Here is a 19,254-nt window from a genome sequence, read left to right as displayed (position 1 = left end):
TCATGGCAATCATTATCGGATTAAGCGGAGGGATCGCCAGTGGTAAAACCACAGTAGCCAACCTGTTCAATGAGCATTTCAATATTGATATTGTCGATGCTGATATCGTGGCACGCGAAGTGGTGGCGTTGGGCAGTGAAGGTCTAAAACAGATTGCGACCCATTTTGGTGAAGAGGTATTGCTCGAAGATGGGGCGCTGAACCGAGCTAAATTGCGCGAAGTGATCTTTTCTGATCCCACAGAGAAACAATGGCTCAATGAACTGCTTCACCCTATGATCCGCGACAAAATTGACAGTGACCTGTCTAAAATCACATCCCCATATGGTTTATTAGTCGCACCGCTATTGGTTGAAAACCAAATGCAAGGCATGACCGATCGCGTATTAATCGTTGATGTGCCGGTAGAAGTGCAAATAGAACGTACGATGAGTCGCGATAATGTTTCTAGGGAACAAGTTGAATCAATTTTAAAATCACAGGCATCAAGAGAACAGCGCTTAGCAGTTGCAGATGACGTGATTAAAAACCATACTAAAAACCAAGAACTTTTGCCTCAAATCACAGATTTACATCAAAAGTATCTGGCAATCAGTGCAGTAGATGGGTCAGAATAAAACAATGTTGAATGAAGGTTTGCTCGATGATCACCCACAAATTTGAACATCCTCTAAATGAGAAAACACGCATCTACTTAAGAGTTGAATCACTCTTGAGGCAGTTACACTTGTCTTCTGCATTTTCCGATGCTCAACAGTATCAACTCTTTTTCCGTTCTATCTTTGATCTGATTGAAATATTCGAACAGATACAACTTAAGAGCGAACTCGCAAAAGATATTGAAAAACAGCGTGTAACCTATAAAAGTTGGTTAGATGTTGAAGGTGTCGATCAAGAGATGCTGACATCATTGCTCAATGATATTAGTCATATCTATCGTGAACTGATGCAGGCGGAACGTTTTGGGCAATCATTAAAGGAAGACCGCTTCCTTAGCGCCATTCGTCAACGCTTTAACTTGCCAGGTGGCTCATGTTGCTTTGATTTACCGGCTCTACATTATTGGCTTCATCTTCCTCTGGATAAGAGAGTTAGAGATGCTAAGACATGGATGGATAGCCTACAGCCTCTGTATGAAGCGCTAACACTATGGTTGAAGCTCACCAGAGAGACTGGTCACTTTAAGGATCAGATCGCTCGTACAGGTTTCTTCCAAAGCGATGCTGATGAAGCGAATATCCTTCGCCTTTCAATTCCAATGCAGTACGGTGCCTACCCGATGATCTCGGGGCATAAAAACCGTTTCGCTATTAAATTTATGAGCTTTGAAACTGGGCAAGCCTGTACTCAAGATATTGAATTTGAATTGGCTATCTGCAGCTAATTCATTTCCTTTATTGTTTGGCTTGAGTTGTCACTTGAGCCTAAACTCACTATTATTACCTCCTCAAATTAAGAATCACTATGTCGAACAAAATCACCATCGTTAAATGCCCTCAATGTAACACTGACGTTGAATGGGGTGAACAAAGCCCACATCGCCCGTTTTGCAGCAAGCAATGTCAGATGATTGATTTCGGTGAATGGGCGGACGAAGAGAACAGTATCGCTGGCGCACCGGACATGTCGGATAGCGATGGTTGGTCGGAAGATCCATATTAAGCCACTTAGCGTAACGAGTAAATTTTGAAGGGTTGGCGTTTTACGTCAATCCTTTTTTATTGCCGGTAAGATGGTATGAGTAGAGACTCCCTACTCCTTCCTTCGTCAGTCTAGGGAATGACGGTTACTGTCACTACGGGATTCGATTAGCCACAGCCTCCTACTTGTCCTCTACCGTAATAAGTCTTCATCATCCAATGCCAGATTCCAGTTATCCATTCGTCATTCTCAAGAGTGAGGAACGAACGAGTTGGGAATCTAATAACCTCGAACTACCTAGCTTTCCGACGGTATACTCACGTATGACACTCTTCTCATCTCTCTATATCCGCCCCAGAGCGAGCAACGAGCGAATTGAGGCTCTCTTACCTATGAAACTCTAAATAGCAGACACAAAAAAGCGGAGCCAAATGGCTCCGCTTTTATCGATAGAATGCAAAAAGAATTACTTCTTAGTAAGCTTCTCTTTAATACGAGCTGACTTACCAGAACGCTCACGTAGGTAGTACAACTTGGCACGACGTACTGCACCACGGCGTTTAACTTCGATGCTATCAACCATTGGAGAGTGAGTTTGGAACGCACGCTCTACGCCTTCACCGTTCGAGATCTTACGAACTGTGAATGCAGAGTGTAGACCACGGTTACGAATAGCGATTACAACGCCTTCGAAAGCCTGTAGACGCTCACGGTCACCTTCTTTTACCTTAACCTTAACTACAACAGTGTCACCTGGTGCGAATTTAGGAAGGTCTGATTTTAGTTGCTCTTCTTCAAGAGCCTTGATGATGTTGCTCATTTGTATAAATTCCTAGAATAAACTGATACTAAATTTAATAGGTTACTGCTTGCTTTTCGTTAAGAGCGTTGCTCTTTAATGAATTCAGCCAGTAATTGTTCCTGTTCGTCAGTCAGAGCTAGGTTTTCCAGGAGTTCTGGTCTTCTTAGCCAAGTTCGGCCCAACGATTGTTTCAATCGCCAGCGACGAATGTCCTTATGGTTTCCAGACTTGAGTACCGATGGCACATCTTTATCGTCTAGCACCTCAGGGCGCGTATAATGGGGACAATCTAGCAAACCATTTGCAAAAGAATCTTCTTCTGCTGATGCGAAATCTCCAAGTACACCCGGAACAAACCGAGATACTGAATCAATCAACGTCATGGCTGGCAACTCGCCACCCGTCATCACAAAATCTCCAATCGACCATTCTTCGTCGACTTCAGATTGAATGATGCGCTCATCTACCCCTTCATAGCGACCACAAATAAGAAGCAAGTTCTCGTTTGTTGCCAGCTCTTCAACACCTTGTTGGTCGAGTTTACGACCTTGAGGTGAAAGGTAAATAACCTTCGTCTTTCCCGGTGCTGCCTGTTTGGCTGTTTGGATAGCATCGCGCAAAGGCTGAACCATCATTAACATGCCAGGACCACCACCGTAAGGTCTGTCATCAACAGTGCGATGTTTATCATGAGTGAAATCACGAGGATTCCATGTTTCAATAGATAAAAGACCTTTTTTAACCGCTTGACCTGTTACTCCAAAATCAGTAACAGAACGGAACATTTCAGGAAAAAGGCTAATAATGCCAACCCACATGTGTTCTCTCGCTCTGTAATTTGGAGTTAGAACCCAGGATCCCAGTCAACTTCGATCCGGCGAGCTTCGCGATCAACTTTCTTGATCACTTGCTCTTCAAGGTACGGGATTAACCGTTCCTTTTGGCCAAAAGCATCTTTAAGATTTGCTTTGATTACTAGAACATCGTTCGAGCCAGTTTCTAATAGGTCAGTGACCTCACCAAGGTTGTAACCTTTAGTGGTAAAAACTTGCATACCGAACAATTCGCGCCAGTAGAATTCATCTTCTGACAATTCAGGTAATGAAGCAGGGTCAATAGCAATTTCAAAGTTGGTCATCAGTTGCGCGTCTTCACGTACATCTAATCCCGCTAGCTTACATACATAGCCTTGACCATGACGTTTCCAGCTTTCAACTTTATACTCAACCCACTCGCCCTTTAGCTTTAAATACCAAGGACTGTAATCAAATATGCTTTCAGCATTGTCTGTGTAGGAGAACACTTTAAGCCAGCCACGAATACCATAGGTAGACCCAAGTTTACCCATAACAATTCTTTCGTTTTGCTCGCTCATCGTTTCTTTACCCTTCATCGACATAAGCTATTTCTCTTTTTAAAAAAGAATTAAGCCGCTTTTTGAGCGTCTTTAACTAGCTTAGCTACGCGGTCAGATAGAGATGCGCCTTGACCAACCCAGTGGTTAACACGATCTAGGTCTAGACGTAGACCTTCTTCTTGACCTTGAGCAGTAGGGTTAAAGAAACCTACTTTCTCGATGAAACGGCCAGTTACAGAGTTACGGCTATCCGCAACTACGATTTGATAAAATGGGCGCTTCTTTGCACCGTGACGTGCCAAACGAATGGTTACCATGTCGTCCTCTTTGCTTTCTTAATAAAATAATTAACCCCAAGTATAAGTAAATAGCTTGGGGTCTCGTGCCAAATTAAAGCCCCGGAATTTTACTCTTATTCCGGGGCAATGCAAGGGCTTTAGCTATTTTTTCACCAACATAGCCACCGCTCACTTTCTGTGACACGGCTAACACTATGAAAAGTAACGTAGCTAAAGCTTACATTTGTAGATTATCGGCCAAACGGGTTAAAACCACCACCCATTCCGCCCATACCTCCACCGCCGCCCATCATGCCTTGCATGTTGCGCATCATGCCTTTCATTCCACCTTTCTGCATTTTCTTCATCATCTTCTGCATTTGAGTGAACTGTTTAAGCATACGGTTTACATCTTGTACTTGCGTACCAGAACCTGCAGCAATACGCTTTTTGCGTGAGCCTTTGATTAGGTCTGGGCGCTGACGCTCTTTCATTGTCATAGAGTTGATGATCGCTTCCATTTGCTTGAACATCTTGTCATCAACTTTATCTTTAACGTTGTCTGGTAGTTGAGACATGCCTGGAAGCTTATCCATCATGCCCATCATGCCGCCCATGTTTTTCATCTGACCAAGTTGCTCACGGAAGTCTTCAAGGTCAAAGCCTTTCTTCTCTTTGAACTTCTTAGCCAGCTTCTCTGCTTTTTCGGTATCAACGTTTTTCTGTAGATCTTCAATAAGCGACAGTACGTCGCCCATACCTAGGATGCGAGAAGCAACACGATCTGGGTGGAATGGTTCTAATGCGTCAGTCTTTTCACCCACACCTAAGAATTTAATCGGCTTACCTGTGATGTGACGAACAGACAGTGCAGCACCACCACGCGCGTCACCATCCACTTTCGTTAAGATAACACCGGTTAGTGGTAGCGTATCGCCAAAGGCTTTTGCAGTATTCGCAGCATCTTGACCTGTCATAGCATCAACAACGAACAGCGTCTCTACTGGTTTAATGGCAGTATGAAGCTCTTTGATTTCACCCATCATCTCTTCATCGATAGCCAAACGACCGGCAGTATCGACAATTAGCACATCGTAGAATTTCTTCTTCGCGTGGTCGATTGCAGCGTTTGCAATATCAAGAGGCTTTTGGTCAGCTGAAGATGGGAAGAAGTCGACACCCACATCGCTTGCTAAGGTTTCAAGCTGTTTGATCGCGGCTGGACGGTAAACGTCGGCAGACACAACCAAAACTTTCTTCTTATCACGCTCAGTCAGGAGCTTAGATAGCTTACCTACCGATGTGGTTTTACCCGCACCTTGTAGACCCGCCATTAAGATAACTGCTGGCGGTTGTGCTGCTAGGTCAAGAGCCTCGTTAGACTCCCCCATCACAGCTTCAAGTTCAGCTTGAACGATCTTAATGAATTCTTGACCCGGTGTGAGAGATTTAGAAACCTCAACACCTACAGCGCCTTCTTTAACGCGCTTAACAAAATCGCGGACAACTGGCAGTGCAACGTCGGCTTCAAGTAGCGCCATACGTACTTCACGCAGCGTCTCTTTAATATTGTCTTCGGTCAGGCGACCTTTACCGCTGATGTTTTTCAGCGTTTTGGATAGACGATCCGTTAAATTATCAAACATAGTTTTCTCTTCGCTCAAAACTGCGACTATTACTGTGAGTATACATTAGCGCGGATTAGAGTCATACCCGTTGTGGAGCGTTAATCATCCACGCATGTGATGTGAGACATTATTCACTTGGAATTGAATGAGGTTCACCATAGCCCCAAAGAGCGATGCGAGGTATAATTCGCCAATTAGTAATCATTTAAATGGATACCATGGACAGTCTTATTGCGATCGCAGCAGCCTTTCTTTATACAATGGCGATTTTCACGATCATTCCAGGTCTCGTGCACCAAACAGGAATCCGTGTAAAAACGGTGTTTATCAGCGCATTACTTGCTTTAGCTTTCCATGCTTGGTTGCTTGGCGATTTAATCTTTAATGCCAGTGGTCAAAACCTCAGTATCTTAAACGTTGCTTCTTTAATCAGTTTAATCATATCTGTGGTCATGAGCGGTGCTATGCTCAAAACACGTTTGTGGTTCATCTTACCTGTTGTTTATAGCTTCGCTGCTCTAAATCTAATGGCTGCCACTTTTCTTCCTAGCACCTTCATCAAACACTTAGAGAATGACCCAAAGCTGCTTGTGCACATCTCTTTGGCTCTGTTCTCATACGCGACACTTACCATCGGTGCGCTATACGCTATGCAACTCGCGTGGTTAGATCACAAACTTAAAAAGAAAAAAGCCTTAGTAATAAACCCTAACCTACCTCCCTTAATGATGGTGGAAAGACAGCTTTTCAAGATCATTTTAATCGGTAATGGTTTGTTAACAGGTACTTTATTAACTGGACTTATCTTCGTACAAGATATGTTTGCTCAAGGTAAAGCACATAAAGCAGTATTGTCTTTTATAGCTTGGGTTATCTATTCCATCCTTCTTTGGGGTCACTATCAGAAAGGTTGGCGTGGGCAAAAAGTCACATGGTTTGCCCTTGCGGGTGCCACCATGCTCACATTAGCTTACTTCGGTAGCCGCTTCGTTCAGGAAATAATCCTGAATTAGTCTGTATAATGAAGGCAAGCTCTCACACCTTGCCTTTAAAATATTGAGTACGATACATTCAATTGACATCTCGACCATGTTCGGTCATAAATTAATCAAGATACACAAAAAGGAAAAGAATAGTTTTGGACGACATATCAACGGGTATCTTATTTGCGCTACTCGCGTGTCTCATTGTAATTTCTGGTTATTTCTCTGGTTCCGAAACGGGCATGATGTCCTTGAACCGCTACCGTTTAAAGCACTTGGCCAATACGGGTCATAAAGGTGCCAAACGCGTAGAAAAACTTCTAAGTCGCCCAGACAGATTGATTGGCCTTATTCTCATCGGCAACAATCTCGTCAATATTCTTGCATCCGCGATCGCGACTATTCTTGGTATGCGTATCTACGGAGATATCGGCGTTGCAATCGCAACCGGAGCCCTGACCCTAGTGATCCTCGTGTTTGCTGAGGTTACACCAAAAACCATCGCTTCTCTTTTCCCTGAACGAGTTTCTTACGCCAGCAGTATTCTATTAATAATACTGATGAAGGTGCTATCTCCATTGGTTATCTTGGTCAACTTTATTACCAATGGCTTCATTCGTATCTTAGGCGTTAAAGCTAACCATGATGCAACCGATCATCTAAGCTCAGAAGAACTCAGAACCGTAGTAAATGAAGCGGGTAGCCTAATACCACAGCGTCACCAAGATATGTTGGTGTCTATTCTCGATTTAGAACACGTCACCGTGAATGACATAATGGTGCCACGTAACGAGATCACCGGCATCGACATCAATGATGATTGGAAATCGATCGTGCGTCAGCTCACTCATTCACCTCATGGTCGCATCGTGTTGTACCGTGATCAGATAGATGAAGTGGTTGGCATGCTGAGGTTACGTGAAGCTTATCGCTTGATGCTCGAAAAGAACGAATTCAATAAAGAGACCCTGCTGCGTGCTGCAGATGAGATCTACTTTATTCCGGAAGCGACACCGCTTAACACCCAACTGCTTAAATTCCAACGCAACAAACAACGTATCGGTTTGATTGTTGATGAGTATGGCGATATTAACGGTTTGGTTACCCTCGAAGATATTCTCGAAGAGATCGTGGGCGAATTTACGACTTCAATCGCACCAAGTTTATCTGAAGAGATCACACCGCAAAGCGATGGTAGCTTCTTGATTGAAGGCAGCGCTAATATCCGAGATATAAATAAAGGTTTGCAGTGGGCACTGCCTACCGATGGACCAAGAACACTTAATGGTTTGATACTGGAGCATCTTGAAGATATTCCAGAGAGTCACCTGAGTGTTCAGGTTGCCAGCCATCCAATGGAAATTGTTGAGCTCGAAGAGAATCGTATCAAGCTGGTGCGTGTGTTTCCGCAGATCGTAAACGGATAGAGGCGACTCATTATATGAGAGTAACCCTCTGAGTTACCAACTAAGTCCTTCTACAACAAAAGGCCCGGTTCATTGAACCGGGCCTTTTAGTATCTAACTCGCTCTGCCTCTAGATTGAAATGTATCTAGAGTGAAGCGCATCTAAAGTAAAGAAAAGTGATTAGTCGATTTTAAGCTCTTGAAGCATCGACTCTGGCAATGCCAGTTCATCATTTTTGTTTACTGAAATACCGGTAGCGATGATTGCATTCGCAATCTCTTTAGCTTCATCTAAGGAGTGCATTGCCGCAGTACCACACTGGTATTCGTTCAACTCAGGGATCTTATTCTGGTTCTCAACTTTCAGTACGTCTTGCATAGCCGCTAACCAAGCTTCAGCCACTTGCTGCTCTGAAGGCGTACCAATCAAGCTCATATAGAAACCGGTACGACAACCCATAGGCGAAATATCAATGATCTCAACCGCAGAGCCATTGAGGTGAGCACGCATGAACCCAGCGTATAGGTGCTCGAGAGTATGAATACCTCTCTCAGATAGGATGTCTTTGTTTGGCGCAGTAAAACGCAGGTCAAATACCGTAATGGTATCCCCTTTGGGGGTTTGCATTGTTTTAGCAACACGAACTGCAGGTGCGTTCATGCGCGTGTGATCAACAGTAAAACTATCTAATAAAGGCATTGCTATTCTCCATGACGATTGGCTTTAAAAAAACCAACTTCGATTGTCTTCTAGTTCTTTTCGGCACTGTTTAAGTTGCCATCCATAATCTTTTGCTTGCTGTTCGACTTTGCGAGCCACCTTAATCAACGATGGTTTGCTGTTGTATGATTTGCGCTTATAGCCACCTCGGCCTTCATGATAAGCCAGATATTGGTTATACGGGTCCCATAATGAGATCCCTAACTGACGGCGCGTCTCGCTGGTGTACCAACCAATGAACATCAATGCATCATCAAAGTTGGTTCTCGAACCACCATTATTGGTCGCTTTTTGAAAGTCTTCCCAAGCAGGGTCTTGAGCTTGTGCATAGCCGTAGGCACTACTGACTCTTCCCCACGGTATAAAGCCAAGAATATAATCTTTTGGTGGACGCGCATCATGTCGAAAGCTGCTCTCTTGTTTAACAAAAGCCATCGCGACGTTAATCGGTGTGCCCCACTCATCTTGCATATCGACCGCATCTTCATACCAAGAAGGGTGCTCTCTGAAGATGCTGCATATATTATTTTGCTGCTTAGGAGGAGGCGTCGCACATCCAACCAATAGGCTAGAGACAATACTAACAGTCACGACAGGTAACCATTTTCCACCCACATGAGTAGACTGACCTAATAAGGTTTGCTTCCTTTCCACCAAAGTCTCGCTATGCTTTTAAATATGAAAAATAGTCCGTTAAGAAACTATCAAAATCTTGAGTGCTCGCTTCTTCACTTTGCTGTTGAGCAATGACAGAGCGTTGAACTTCCGCTTCCATTAACTCAGCAGAATAAACTTTATATTGGTGTGCCTTGTGTTGCTGAGCATACGTTTTTCCTAACGCACAACCCACTTTACCCAAACCACCCAATTTCTTGGTCTCTTCTAATAACTGGCCAGAAATGGTCAACTCTGGGTTATCAATCCAGGCTTCAAGCGTATCGCACGTTTCTTGGTATGCACGACCACCTTGCTCAGCATCCATCAACTCAGCGATAACTCGAAGATCTTTGAATACATTTTTAGCCCAGTCTTGCAGAGACAGTCTTTCGCCATCACAACCAATCTTGAGCTCTAAACCAACCTGACGACCTTCTAAGATCACCTTATTCCAGTTATCGCGCCAGCATTCAAGCTCGCAGTTATCCATTTCAGCAGAGTCTGATAACACGCTCCACGTTAGGAATAAATCTAAGAAGCGAACTTGCTGTTCATTGATACCAATTGAACTGAATGGGTTTACGTCTAAAGAGCGAACCTCGATGTACTCAACGCCAGCACGAGCCAGTGCTTCAGATGGTTTCTCACCACTTTTCGCCACACGCTTAGGACGGATTGGAGCATAAAGCTCATTCTCAATTTGCAGTACGTTGCTATTTAGTTGACGGTATTCCCCATCAACCTTAGTGCCAATCTCAGCGAATTCTTCTGATGGTGTGCGAATCGCTTGATTCAAACCTTCAAGGTATTGGTCTAGGCTGTTGAAGCCAATCTTCAGTACACTTTGCGCACTGTTGGTGTAACCAAGGTCACTTAAGCGCAATGCCGTTGCTTTGGGTAGATACAGTGTTTCTCCAACCTTTTCAAAAGGTAGGTTGGTTTCTCTTCCTTTGATAAAAGAAGAACATAGCGCAGGTGAAGCACCGAAGAAGTATGGGATTAACCAACCAAAGCGGTAGTAATTACGAATCAAACCGAAGTACGCATCTGATTTAGCTTCGCAACGCGCTTCTTCGGTTTGCTCTCCAAACAGACTGTCCCAAAAGCTTTCTGGGAAAGAAAAGTTGAAGTGAACACCCGAAATAATCTGCATCAGACTACCGTAGCGACGCTTTAGGCCTTCACGATATAGCGTCTTCATCTTACCGTTGTTAGAAGTACCGTATTGCGCAAGCTGAATGTAATCTTCACTCCCCACATAACAAGGCATAGAGAGTGGCCACAGCTTTTCGCCGTCTAACTTGGTTTGAGTGAAGTGATGGATATCAGACAACTGATTCAAAAGCGTCGGAACGTCGTTAGAAACAGGCGTGATAAACTCCAGTAGCGACTCAGAGAAATCGGTCGTTACCCATTCGTTCATCAACGCAGATCCTAAAGCCTTAGGGTGCGGCCCAGTAGCAAGATGCCCATCTTCCGTGTAGCGCAATGTTTCCCTTTCAACACCACGACCAAATTGAGAGAAGGTCTTAGGGTTGGTTGCAACTTGCTTTAGTCGCGCAGCAAAATCAGTCAAAATTCTGTTCACTTATCTTATATTGTTCTTATTAGAACTATCATAAATTAGGTTGGAGGAGAAAAGTAGAATCTCTTCCCTCCCCCTTTAATGTGTACTCTAACGAATGATTTCAAGCTCTTCTATTGGAATATCTAACTTTTCTAATTGAGGGCGCAGCGAAGTCGCGTCACCAACAACAATTATTTGATAATCATTCGGGTCAAACCATTTCTTCGAGAGCTCATTTAAAGTCTCTTTTGAAACCGTTTCTACTATCTGGTTGCGCTGCTGTAGGTAGTCTTCATCAAGGCTCAGCGTAACAATATTACTCAACAATCCAGCCTTTTGACTTGGTGTTTCGTATTTAAGCGCATCTTGTTGACCGACGGCAAGGCGCATAAATTTCACCTCTTCGTCAGTTAATCCACTCTGACTAAATTCATTTAGCTCAGCAATAAACTCTTGAATCGATGGAACCGTCGCATTGGCTCTAACTTGAGCACTAAACACTACCGCACCAGTTTCACGCGTACTCGCAAAGTAACCGCTTGCACCGTAAGTGTAGGCCTTGTCTTCACGCAGGTTCTGGTTGATACGGCTATTGAAGTTACCGGCTAAATTAAAGTTAGCCAATTGACTTAAATACAATTCACCAGTCGCATCAAACGGTAACCCTTTACGAACTAAGCGTACAATACTTTGTGGTGCTCCCGGCTTATCCACTAAGTACAAGTTCTGGCCCGAAAGCTCCTTGATGATCTGTGGACGAGTAAGTGGTGCTGCGTCACCTTGCCATTCTTCAAAGAACTGAAGCTGCTTTCCAACCTCCTCCTTCGAGATGTCCCCTACAATAACAATATTAGCTCCCTCAGGAGTATAGTGCTGACTGTAAAACAGTTTTACATCGTCTAGAGTTAACGATTCTAGGGAGTCCTTGGTGCCATCACTCGCTCGACCAAAAATACTGCTACCAAACAACACTTCTCGGGTTGCTTGAGAAGCCATCCAGCTCGGTTGTTGATGCTGATACACTACGCCTTCTAACATCTGACTCTTAACGCGTTCGAAATCTTGAACATCAAACTTAGGCTCGAATAAAACTTCTTGCACGATCGCTAAGGTTTGAGGCAGGTTTTTCTCTAACGTCGAGATTGAAATATCTGTGGTATAGCTGCCGGCACTAATGCTTACGCTACTACCAAGCTTATCTAAGGTCGCCTGTAACTCTTCAACCGTTCGTTTAGTCGAACCTTCTTCCATCATCGATGCAGTTAGGTTCGCCAAACCCTCTTGACCTTTACCAACATAGCGCTCACCCGCAGGGAGTTGAATTTGTAGCTGCACTGTCGGCGTTTCGCTAGTCACAGTACCAATCAAGTCAGTACCATTAGCAAAATGCATGCGATACAGCTCAGGCATGGTCGCTTCAACACCAAAGTTCACTTCAGGCATCACGCTGCGATCAAATGTGTTCGGTGCCTTTCTGAAATCCAATTGTTCTTCTGTCACTTTGCTGTATTCAGGAAGGGTACGAGCAGGAGTGCTAAATGTAGCCTCGCGAACCGCTAAGTCGAGTTTTTTCTTAGGAACCACACTCAAGGTAACCTTGTGCTTACCTTCGATAAAATCTCGGTACGCCTTGCTTACGCTTTCAGGGGTAACAGCTCGGATTTGATCGAGTTGTGATTCAATACGATCAGGCTGGCCATAGAAGGTTTGATTTGACGCTAGCTGTGAAACCTTGCCTCTAACACTTTGCAGTGCAAACACCGCATTCGCTTCAGCCATGCCGGTAATTTGATCTAGACGATCTTGTTCCACACCGCCTTTCGAAAATTGTTCTAGGGTTTCCATCAGTTCTTTATTTAGAACCGTCAAATCTCCTTTTTCACCTGAGTCACCCATCGCATAGACATACATAGTACAAGCGAGCTCAGCACAATCGTGGAAAGAGCCTGCACTCACCGCTTTTTGCGTTTTTACGAGGTTTTGGTACAGATAACTGTTGGTCCCTGAACCTAACACGTTAGACAGCGCATTCAGTGAAGCTTGCGTATCTTCACCGCGGTAGGTTGTTGGCCAACCAACAAGCACCATCGGCTGACGAACGTTGTCTTCTAACGTGATGTACTTATCTTCTGTTAGAACAGCTGGTTGCTTCTCAGCAGCCTTAACTTCCGGACCTTGAGGGATTGGTCCAAAGTACTGATTAACCCACTCTAGCGTGTCATCAACGTCGATATCACCACCGATAGTCAGTACCGCATTATTTGGGCCGTACCAACGTAGGAAGAACGCCTTAAGGTCATTCACATCAACACGGTCTAGATCTTCCACATAACCGATTGGTTGCCATGAGTAAGGATGACCTTCAGGGTAAAGCGCTTCACCCATGCGTTCCCACATCAAGCCATAAGGACGGTTTTCATAACTTTGAGCACGTTCGTTTTTAACCGTGCCTCTTTGAACTTCGAATTTCTTCTGAGAAACCGCATCCAATAAAAAACCCATTCGGTCTGATTCTAACCACAACATTTTCTCAAGTTGGTTAGATGGAACGGTTTCAAAATAGTTAGTACGATCACGGTTAGTCGTGCCGTTTAACGAGCCACCCGCCTCGGTAATGATCTTAAAGTGCTGCTGGTCACCGACGTTCTCAGAGCCTTGGAACATCATGTGTTCGAAGAAATGAGCAAAGCCCGATTTGCCTATTTCTTCACGAGCTGAGCCGACATGATAGGTAACATCCACATGTACAAGAGGATCAGAATCATCAGGGGAAAGAATAACTGTCAGGCCGTTTTCAAGCTGATATTTGGTGTAAGGGATCACCACTTTATCTTTAGAAGGCTTAACCTCTTCTAACAGAGTGACACCTTCAGGTAACGAGGAAAAGAAGGGTGTAGAGCTAGGTACATTGTAAGAACAGCCTGCAATGGCGATAAGGGAAAATGTACCAAGTAAAACCTTTTTCATAGGTTCTCCTTAGAAAAAACCGAAGTAGATAGCAGCAAGTAAGCTGTAGCGAGCGGCTTTGCCAATCGCTATCAAAATAACGCTAGGAATAAATTTCATCCTTAACCAACCCGCGGCTAAGCACAAAGGGTCACCAATGATCGGCAACCAACTGAATAACAGTGTCCAATAGCCATAGCGGCTCAGCCAAGCCATAGCCTTATGACCATGCTTTTCAGATTGAGTTCGATTAGGCAGCCACAAACCAATCCAATAGTTGGTCAGCCCGCCTAAAGTATTACCGAGTGTCGCCAGAAGAATGATTGATGATGTTGAGAACTGTTCTAAGCTCAATGCTGCCACAAGGCTTGCTTCTGAGCCCCCTGGTAACAATGTGGCACTCAAGAAGCCACTAATGAAGAGCACCCACAGCGCCGAGTCAGAAAACCACAACGCTATGTTTTCAAAAAGAGAATTAAAGAACTCTAGCACTGCATATTAACCTTCTTGCATTTTAAGTAGTACCTTGCCTCTGGTGTGTCCGGTTTCTACTTGTAGATGCGCCGACTGTGCTTCATCTAACGGGTAGATAGTTTGAATTTCTGTTTTGAGCAATCCTACGCTAACCATGTAAAGCATAGTGTCCATTTGCTCTGGATTTGGCTCAACGAGCATACCTGAAGCAGTGAAACCCAATAATGTCGCTTTCTCGCAAATTAATTCAGCAGACAGCGTAGGCACCGTTACCACTCTCGCACCATCTTTCAAACACTTCAACGCATCAAGCGCGGTATCACCCCCCACTAAATCAATCAGTACATCAACATCAGAGACTCTTTCCGATGCTGGCGCAAATTTATAGTTAATCGCATGAGCGCCTAACGTAGCAAGGTAATCAAGGTTGGCCTCGCTGCAGGTCGTGTAAACCTCAGCTTTTGCAGCCACTGCGATTTGAACCGCAAGATGACCAACGCCGCCAGCACCCGCTAAGATGAGTACGCGATCGCCCTCTTTCACTTCCGCTTTGTTAAGCGCTTGTGCTGCGGTCTGGCTAGCGAGTGGTAAAGCTGCAGCCGCTTCTAACGCAACCGAATCTGGGACCATACTTAATGCGACCTCTGGAACACACACATACTGGCTATAACCGCCACCTTGCAGTGGAAAACCAATAAAGCCGGCTACGTTATCACCAACAGTAAAACGCTCTGCCTGTTCGCCTAGCGTGACAATTTGCCCTGAAATATCGTAACCAGGAACCCAAGGAAGGTTGTCTTTGTTTTGTGCTGCCGCCCAACCAAGGCCAGCACGGGTTTTCACATCAATAGGATTAACGCCTGAAAAGGAAACTTTAACCACCACTTCTCCGGCCTTAGGCTCAGGAATAGTACTGGTTTGAATACTGAGGTTTTCGACGCCGCCGAATTGAGTAATCGCAATCTGTTTATTTTCCATTTCCACATTTCCTTGATTGATAGAAGCCCTGATGAGTAAGCACCCTAATTAATAAAAAGAAAGGGATGCGAAAGCATCCCTTTGACTATAAACCATTTAATAAGGCGAAGTTAACCGCTCATGCGTAAATTGACGACCAATTAACGTAACGAGCAGCATAGCCAAGTAACTCATTAACCTACGAGAGCTAATAGGATACCCGCAGCAACGGCACTACCAAGTACACCCGCTACGTTCGGACCCATCGCATGCATCAACAGGAAGTTCTGAGGGTTTGCCTCAAGTCCAACCTTATTCACAACACGAGCCGCCATCGGAACCGCTGATACACCAGCGGCGCCAATCAGTGGGTTAATGTCTTCTTTCGAGAAGCGGTTCAGCAGCTTCGCCATCAATACACCACCAGCCGTACCAATACTAAACGCCACCGCGCCTAAACCTAGAATACCCAGTGTCTCTAAGTTCAAGAACGTATCCGCTTGAAGCTTAGAGCCAACACCTAGGCCAAGGAAAATAGTCACAACGTTAATCAGTTCGTTTTGGGCTGTTTTTGAAAGACGATCAACCACACCCGCTTCACGCATTAAATTACCCAAACAGAACATACCTACTAGAGGGGTTGCTGAAGGTAGGAACAAAATCGTCATCAGCAGTACAGCTAGCGGGAAAAGGATCTTCTCAGCTTTGCTTACATGACGAAGTTGAGCCATCTTAATTTGGCGCTCTTCAGGAGACGTTAACGCTTTCATGATTGGTGGCTGAATAATAGGAACTAAAGCCATGTAGCTATACGCCGCTACCGCAATCGCACCTAATAGATCAGGAGATAGCTTGCTAGCCAAAAAGATCGCGGTTGGGCCATCGGCACCACCAATGATCGCAATTGACGAAGCATCTGCCATTGAGAACTCCATTCCTGGTACATAGTTCAGCAAGATCGCGCCAAATAGTGTTGCGAATATACCAAACTGAGCAGCAGCCCCGAGCCACAGTGTTTTAGGGTTAGCAATCAACGCACCAAAGTCCGTCATAGCTCCAACACCCATAAAGATCAGCAGTGGAAAAATGCCAGTTTCAATACCAATGTAGTAAACGTAGTAAAGCAAACCACCGGGATCCGTGAATCCAGCATTTGGAATATTGGCTAATACAGCACCAAAACCAATAGGTAACAGCAGTAAAGGTTCAAACCCTTTGCGAATTGCCAAAAACAACAGTGAGCAACCAACCAACATCATACAGATCTGGCCGAACTCAAAGTTAGCAATCCCTGTTTCAGACCATAAGGTCATCAATCCTTCCATGGTACTCCCTTACGCTAAGCTTAGTAGTGGAGCGCCTACAGTAACTGCATCGCCTTCTTTAACATTCAATTCTTGAACGATACCACTTCGAGCAGCTCGAACTTCCGTTTCCATTTTCATCGCTTCTAGGATCAGCAGAACATCACCTTCGGCCACTTCAGTACCCGCCTGAACGATGACTTTAAAGATGTTGCCCGCTAACGGAGCTGGAACCGCTTCTGCATCAGAAGCCGCAGCAGGTGCTGCTTGAGCCGCTTGTGCTGGTTTCGCTGATGGAGATACCGATGTCAGTTCACCTTGAGGGCCAACCTCAACATCATAAACTTGACCATCAACCTTCACGCTGTAGCTCTCAATGCCGCCAGCAGCAGGTTGTGGTGCAACCGCAACAGAAGTTGCAGCTTCAGCCGTTGGTGCAGGTTCAAACGCTTCAGGGTTGTGACGGTTTTTAAGGAACTTAAGACCCACTTGTGGGAATAGTGCGTACGTCAGTACATCATCAACGGTATCTTCAGCGAGTGAAATACCATCTGATTTCGCTTTTTCTAAAAGGTCAGTCGTTAACGTATCCATTTCAGACTTAAGTAAATCAGCAGGACGACACGTGATTGGCTCAGCACCATCTAACACTTTCGCTTGCAGTTCAGCATCAACCTCAGCAGGAGCTTGACCGTATTCGCCTTTCAGTAGACCCGCAGTCTCTTTAGTGATGCTCTTGTAGCGCTCACCCGTTAGAACGTTGATAACCGCTTGAGTACCGACAATCTGAGAAGTAGGTGTTACCAAAGGAATGTAACCCAACTCTTTACGTACGCGTGGGATCTCTTCTAGAACTTCATCCATGCGATCGGCAGCGCCTTGCTCTTTAAGCTGGCCTTCCATGTTGGTTAACATGCCGCCAGGAACTTGAGCGATCAAGATTCGAGAATCGACACCTTTTAGCTGGCCTTCCCATTTCGCATACTTTTTACGTACATCACGGAAGTAAGCCGCGATTGGTTCGATTTGGTCTAGTTTGAGATTCGTGTCGCGCTCTGTGCCTTCTAGCATAGCAACAACCGTTTCGGTTGGTGTATGGCCGTAAGTACAGCTCATAGAAGAGATTGCGGTGTCTAGAATATCAATACCCGCTTCAACAGCTTTAACGGCTGTAGCGGTTGATAGACCCGTTGTCGCGTGGCTATGCAGCGCTAGAGGCACATCACAAGACGCTTTGATGCGAGTGATTAGCTCTTCCGCTTCATAAGGCTTTAATAAACCTGACATATCTTTGATGCATAGTGAATGACAACCTAGATCCTCTAGGCGCTTAGCCAAATCAACCCACGTATCTGAGTTGTGAACCGGACTGGTTGTGTAAGACAACGTACCTTGAGCGTGGCCGCCAACATCAATCGTTGCTTTCACTGCGGTTTCAAAGTTACGTACGTCATTCATCGCATCAAAAATACGGAATACGTCCATGCCGTTACTATGGGCACGTTCAACAAACTTTTCTACTACATCATCCGCGTAGTGACGGTAACCCAATAAATTTTGACCACGCAGTAGCATCTGCATTGGTGTGTTGGGCATCGCTTTTTTCAGCTCTCGTAAACGTTCCCACGGATCTTCTCCAAGAAAACGGATGCACGAATCAAACGTTGCGCCGCCCCAAGTCTCAAGTGACCAGTAACCGACTTTATCCAGTTCTGCCGCAATTGGCAGCATATCTTCGATACGCATACGAGTAGCAAATAGTGACTGGTGCGCGTCACGAAGTACCACATCTGTGATAGCTAGTGGTTTAGACATGCTCATAAACTCCTTTTTAATCCTTTAAATGCTACTTAGCAGTAGACGCACGGTATTGATGAACCGCGGCCGAAATTGCTGCCACTACCTGTGGACTAACAGCTGAAGGGTTTGATTGTGATTTTTGAATTTTTTTAGGTGCTGCGATCGGCTCCGGTACTTCTTCTGGTACCAGTTTTGACATCAACCGAACGAGGTAAACTAGAATAGTTAAGAAAATAAAGACAACGGACATCCCCGTTATCATTAGAGTCGCCGCATCTCCTAGCAGGCTTCCAATATTAGTCATGTTGCTTCCTTTCTTCGTCATCCTGACATACGTACAGGATTTCAGCGAATAGTGATCCCGACCCATGGATTATCTCGATTGGTAAAAGTTTGTCAATTTTGTTTAAGGTTCTGTTACGGATAACGCACACATAAGGTTAATTATTCGCCTATCAGATCACATAAATCTGTCAAATGAGTCATTTTTAGATATTTAAACTGTGACTTAAACGGGGCTTTTCTGAGAATTGATATGAGAAAGGTGGAATAACAAAGAAGCAATCAAGAATTACTTTAAATACAACAAGTTAAAAACACCACAAATTTAACATTGTTGCAACAAATTTATAGCGGACATAAAAAAAGCCTCGTAAAAACGAGGCTTTCTCTAATAATGTGGTGCGCCCTGGAGGATTCGAACCTCCGACCGCCTGGTTCGTAGCCAGGTACT

At 44.7% G+C, this 19,254-nt stretch carries 19 protein-coding genes; 5 read left to right on the top strand and 14 right to left on the bottom strand.

Annotation, left to right across the window (positions count from 1 at the left end; all coding sequences use genetic code 11):
• Positions 1 to 2: 2 nt before the first annotated feature.
• From coaE to yacG, 3 genes are all read left to right on the top strand, one after another.
• Complete coding sequence (gene coaE, locus ACED53_RS17120; protein ID WP_017101234.1) at positions 3 to 617, top strand: dephospho-CoA kinase; 615 nt, start codon at positions 3 to 5, stop codon at positions 615 to 617.
• A gap of 26 nt (positions 618 to 643) precedes the next feature.
• Complete coding sequence (gene zapD / locus ACED53_RS17115; RefSeq protein WP_017101235.1) at positions 644 to 1,384, top strand: cell division protein ZapD; 741 nt, start codon at positions 644 to 646, stop codon at positions 1,382 to 1,384.
• Between the two features lie 80 nt (positions 1,385 to 1,464).
• Positions 1,465 to 1,662 (top strand): DNA gyrase inhibitor YacG, encoded by a 198-nt coding sequence (gene yacG / locus ACED53_RS17110; RefSeq protein WP_017101236.1) that lies wholly within the window; start codon positions 1,465 to 1,467, stop codon positions 1,660 to 1,662.
• 445 nt (positions 1,663 to 2,107) lie between these two features.
• Here the strand turns inward: yacG and rplS are convergent, their stop codons facing one another.
• The 5 genes from rplS to ffh form a co-directional block, all read right to left on the bottom strand.
• A complete protein-coding gene (rplS, locus tag ACED53_RS17105) occupies positions 2,108 to 2,461 on the bottom strand; it encodes a 50S ribosomal protein L19 (RefSeq protein ID WP_009847607.1) in 354 nt (117 codons plus the stop codon).
• Positions 2,462 to 2,520: 59 nt separating this feature from the next.
• Positions 2,521 to 3,261 carry a tRNA (guanosine(37)-N1)-methyltransferase TrmD gene (trmD, locus tag ACED53_RS17100; RefSeq protein WP_009847608.1) on the bottom strand — a complete coding sequence of 247 codons (741 nt, stop codon included), beginning with the start codon at positions 3,259 to 3,261 and terminating at the stop codon, positions 2,521 to 2,523.
• Positions 3,262 to 3,287: 26 nt separating this feature from the next.
• The gene (gene rimM, locus ACED53_RS17095; RefSeq protein ID WP_009847609.1) at positions 3,288 to 3,842 is read right to left on the bottom strand and encodes a ribosome maturation factor RimM; all 555 of its coding nucleotides are present in this window, start codon (positions 3,840 to 3,842) and stop codon (positions 3,288 to 3,290) included.
• Positions 3,843 to 3,868: 26 nt separating this feature from the next.
• A complete protein-coding gene (rpsP, locus tag ACED53_RS17090; RefSeq protein ID WP_004735508.1) occupies positions 3,869 to 4,117 on the bottom strand; it encodes a 30S ribosomal protein S16 in 249 nt (82 codons plus the stop codon).
• 212 nt (positions 4,118 to 4,329) lie between these two features.
• Positions 4,330 to 5,724 (bottom strand): signal recognition particle protein, encoded by a 1,395-nt coding sequence (gene ffh / locus ACED53_RS17085; RefSeq protein WP_004735506.1) that lies wholly within the window; start codon positions 5,722 to 5,724, stop codon positions 4,330 to 4,332.
• Positions 5,725 to 5,924: 200 nt separating this feature from the next.
• On the opposite strand from ffh, the gene ACED53_RS17080 reads away from it, so the two are divergent.
• Entirely contained in the window at positions 5,925 to 6,719 is a 795-nt protein-coding gene (locus tag ACED53_RS17080) for an inner membrane protein YpjD (RefSeq protein WP_012604751.1), read from the top strand.
• Positions 6,720 to 6,844: 125 nt separating this feature from the next.
• On the top strand, positions 6,845 to 8,116 hold the full coding sequence (locus ACED53_RS17075) for an HlyC/CorC family transporter (protein WP_009847611.1): 1,272 nt from the start codon (positions 6,845 to 6,847) through the stop codon (positions 8,114 to 8,116).
• Positions 8,117 to 8,276: 160 nt separating this feature from the next.
• Here the strand turns inward: ACED53_RS17075 and luxS are convergent, their stop codons facing one another.
• From luxS to ACED53_RS17030, 9 genes are all read right to left on the bottom strand, one after another.
• Positions 8,277 to 8,795 carry an S-ribosylhomocysteine lyase gene (gene luxS / locus ACED53_RS17070; RefSeq protein WP_009847612.1) on the bottom strand — a complete coding sequence of 173 codons (519 nt, stop codon included), beginning with the start codon at positions 8,793 to 8,795 and terminating at the stop codon, positions 8,277 to 8,279.
• Positions 8,796 to 8,819: 24 nt separating this feature from the next.
• Complete coding sequence (locus ACED53_RS17065; RefSeq protein WP_032499278.1) at positions 8,820 to 9,470, bottom strand: hypothetical protein; 651 nt, start codon at positions 9,468 to 9,470, stop codon at positions 8,820 to 8,822.
• 10 nt (positions 9,471 to 9,480) lie between these two features.
• On the bottom strand, positions 9,481 to 11,049 hold the full coding sequence (gshA, locus tag ACED53_RS17060) for a glutamate--cysteine ligase (protein WP_009847614.1): 1,569 nt from the start codon (positions 11,047 to 11,049) through the stop codon (positions 9,481 to 9,483).
• 99 nt (positions 11,050 to 11,148) lie between these two features.
• Positions 11,149 to 14,007: a pitrilysin family protein gene (locus tag ACED53_RS17055; protein ID WP_017101238.1), complete on the bottom strand. Its 2,859-nt coding sequence runs from the start codon at positions 14,005 to 14,007 to the stop codon at positions 11,149 to 11,151.
• A gap of 9 nt (positions 14,008 to 14,016) precedes the next feature.
• On the bottom strand, positions 14,017 to 14,478 hold the full coding sequence (locus ACED53_RS17050; RefSeq protein ID WP_017097357.1) for a YqaA family protein: 462 nt from the start codon (positions 14,476 to 14,478) through the stop codon (positions 14,017 to 14,019).
• A gap of 6 nt (positions 14,479 to 14,484) precedes the next feature.
• A complete protein-coding gene (locus ACED53_RS17045; protein WP_009847616.1) occupies positions 14,485 to 15,438 on the bottom strand; it encodes an NADP-dependent oxidoreductase in 954 nt (317 codons plus the stop codon).
• A gap of 173 nt (positions 15,439 to 15,611) precedes the next feature.
• On the bottom strand, positions 15,612 to 16,742 hold the full coding sequence (locus ACED53_RS17040; protein WP_009847617.1) for a sodium ion-translocating decarboxylase subunit beta: 1,131 nt from the start codon (positions 16,740 to 16,742) through the stop codon (positions 15,612 to 15,614).
• Positions 16,743 to 16,751: 9 nt separating this feature from the next.
• Positions 16,752 to 18,536: a sodium-extruding oxaloacetate decarboxylase subunit alpha gene (oadA, locus tag ACED53_RS17035; RefSeq protein WP_029225520.1), complete on the bottom strand. Its 1,785-nt coding sequence runs from the start codon at positions 18,534 to 18,536 to the stop codon at positions 16,752 to 16,754.
• A gap of 31 nt (positions 18,537 to 18,567) precedes the next feature.
• Positions 18,568 to 18,825 (bottom strand): oxaloacetate decarboxylase subunit gamma, encoded by a 258-nt coding sequence (locus ACED53_RS17030; protein ID WP_004741884.1) that lies wholly within the window; start codon positions 18,823 to 18,825, stop codon positions 18,568 to 18,570.
• Positions 18,826 to 19,254 lie beyond the last annotated feature (429 nt).

Origin of the sequence: Vibrio sp. 1F169, from assembly GCF_041439605.1 — a bacterium.
GTDB lineage: Bacteria > Pseudomonadota > Gammaproteobacteria > Enterobacterales > Vibrionaceae > Vibrio > Vibrio tasmaniensis_A.
The sequence above is the reverse complement of the archived record's forward strand: the minus strand, read 5'-3'. Positions and strand labels throughout refer to the sequence as shown.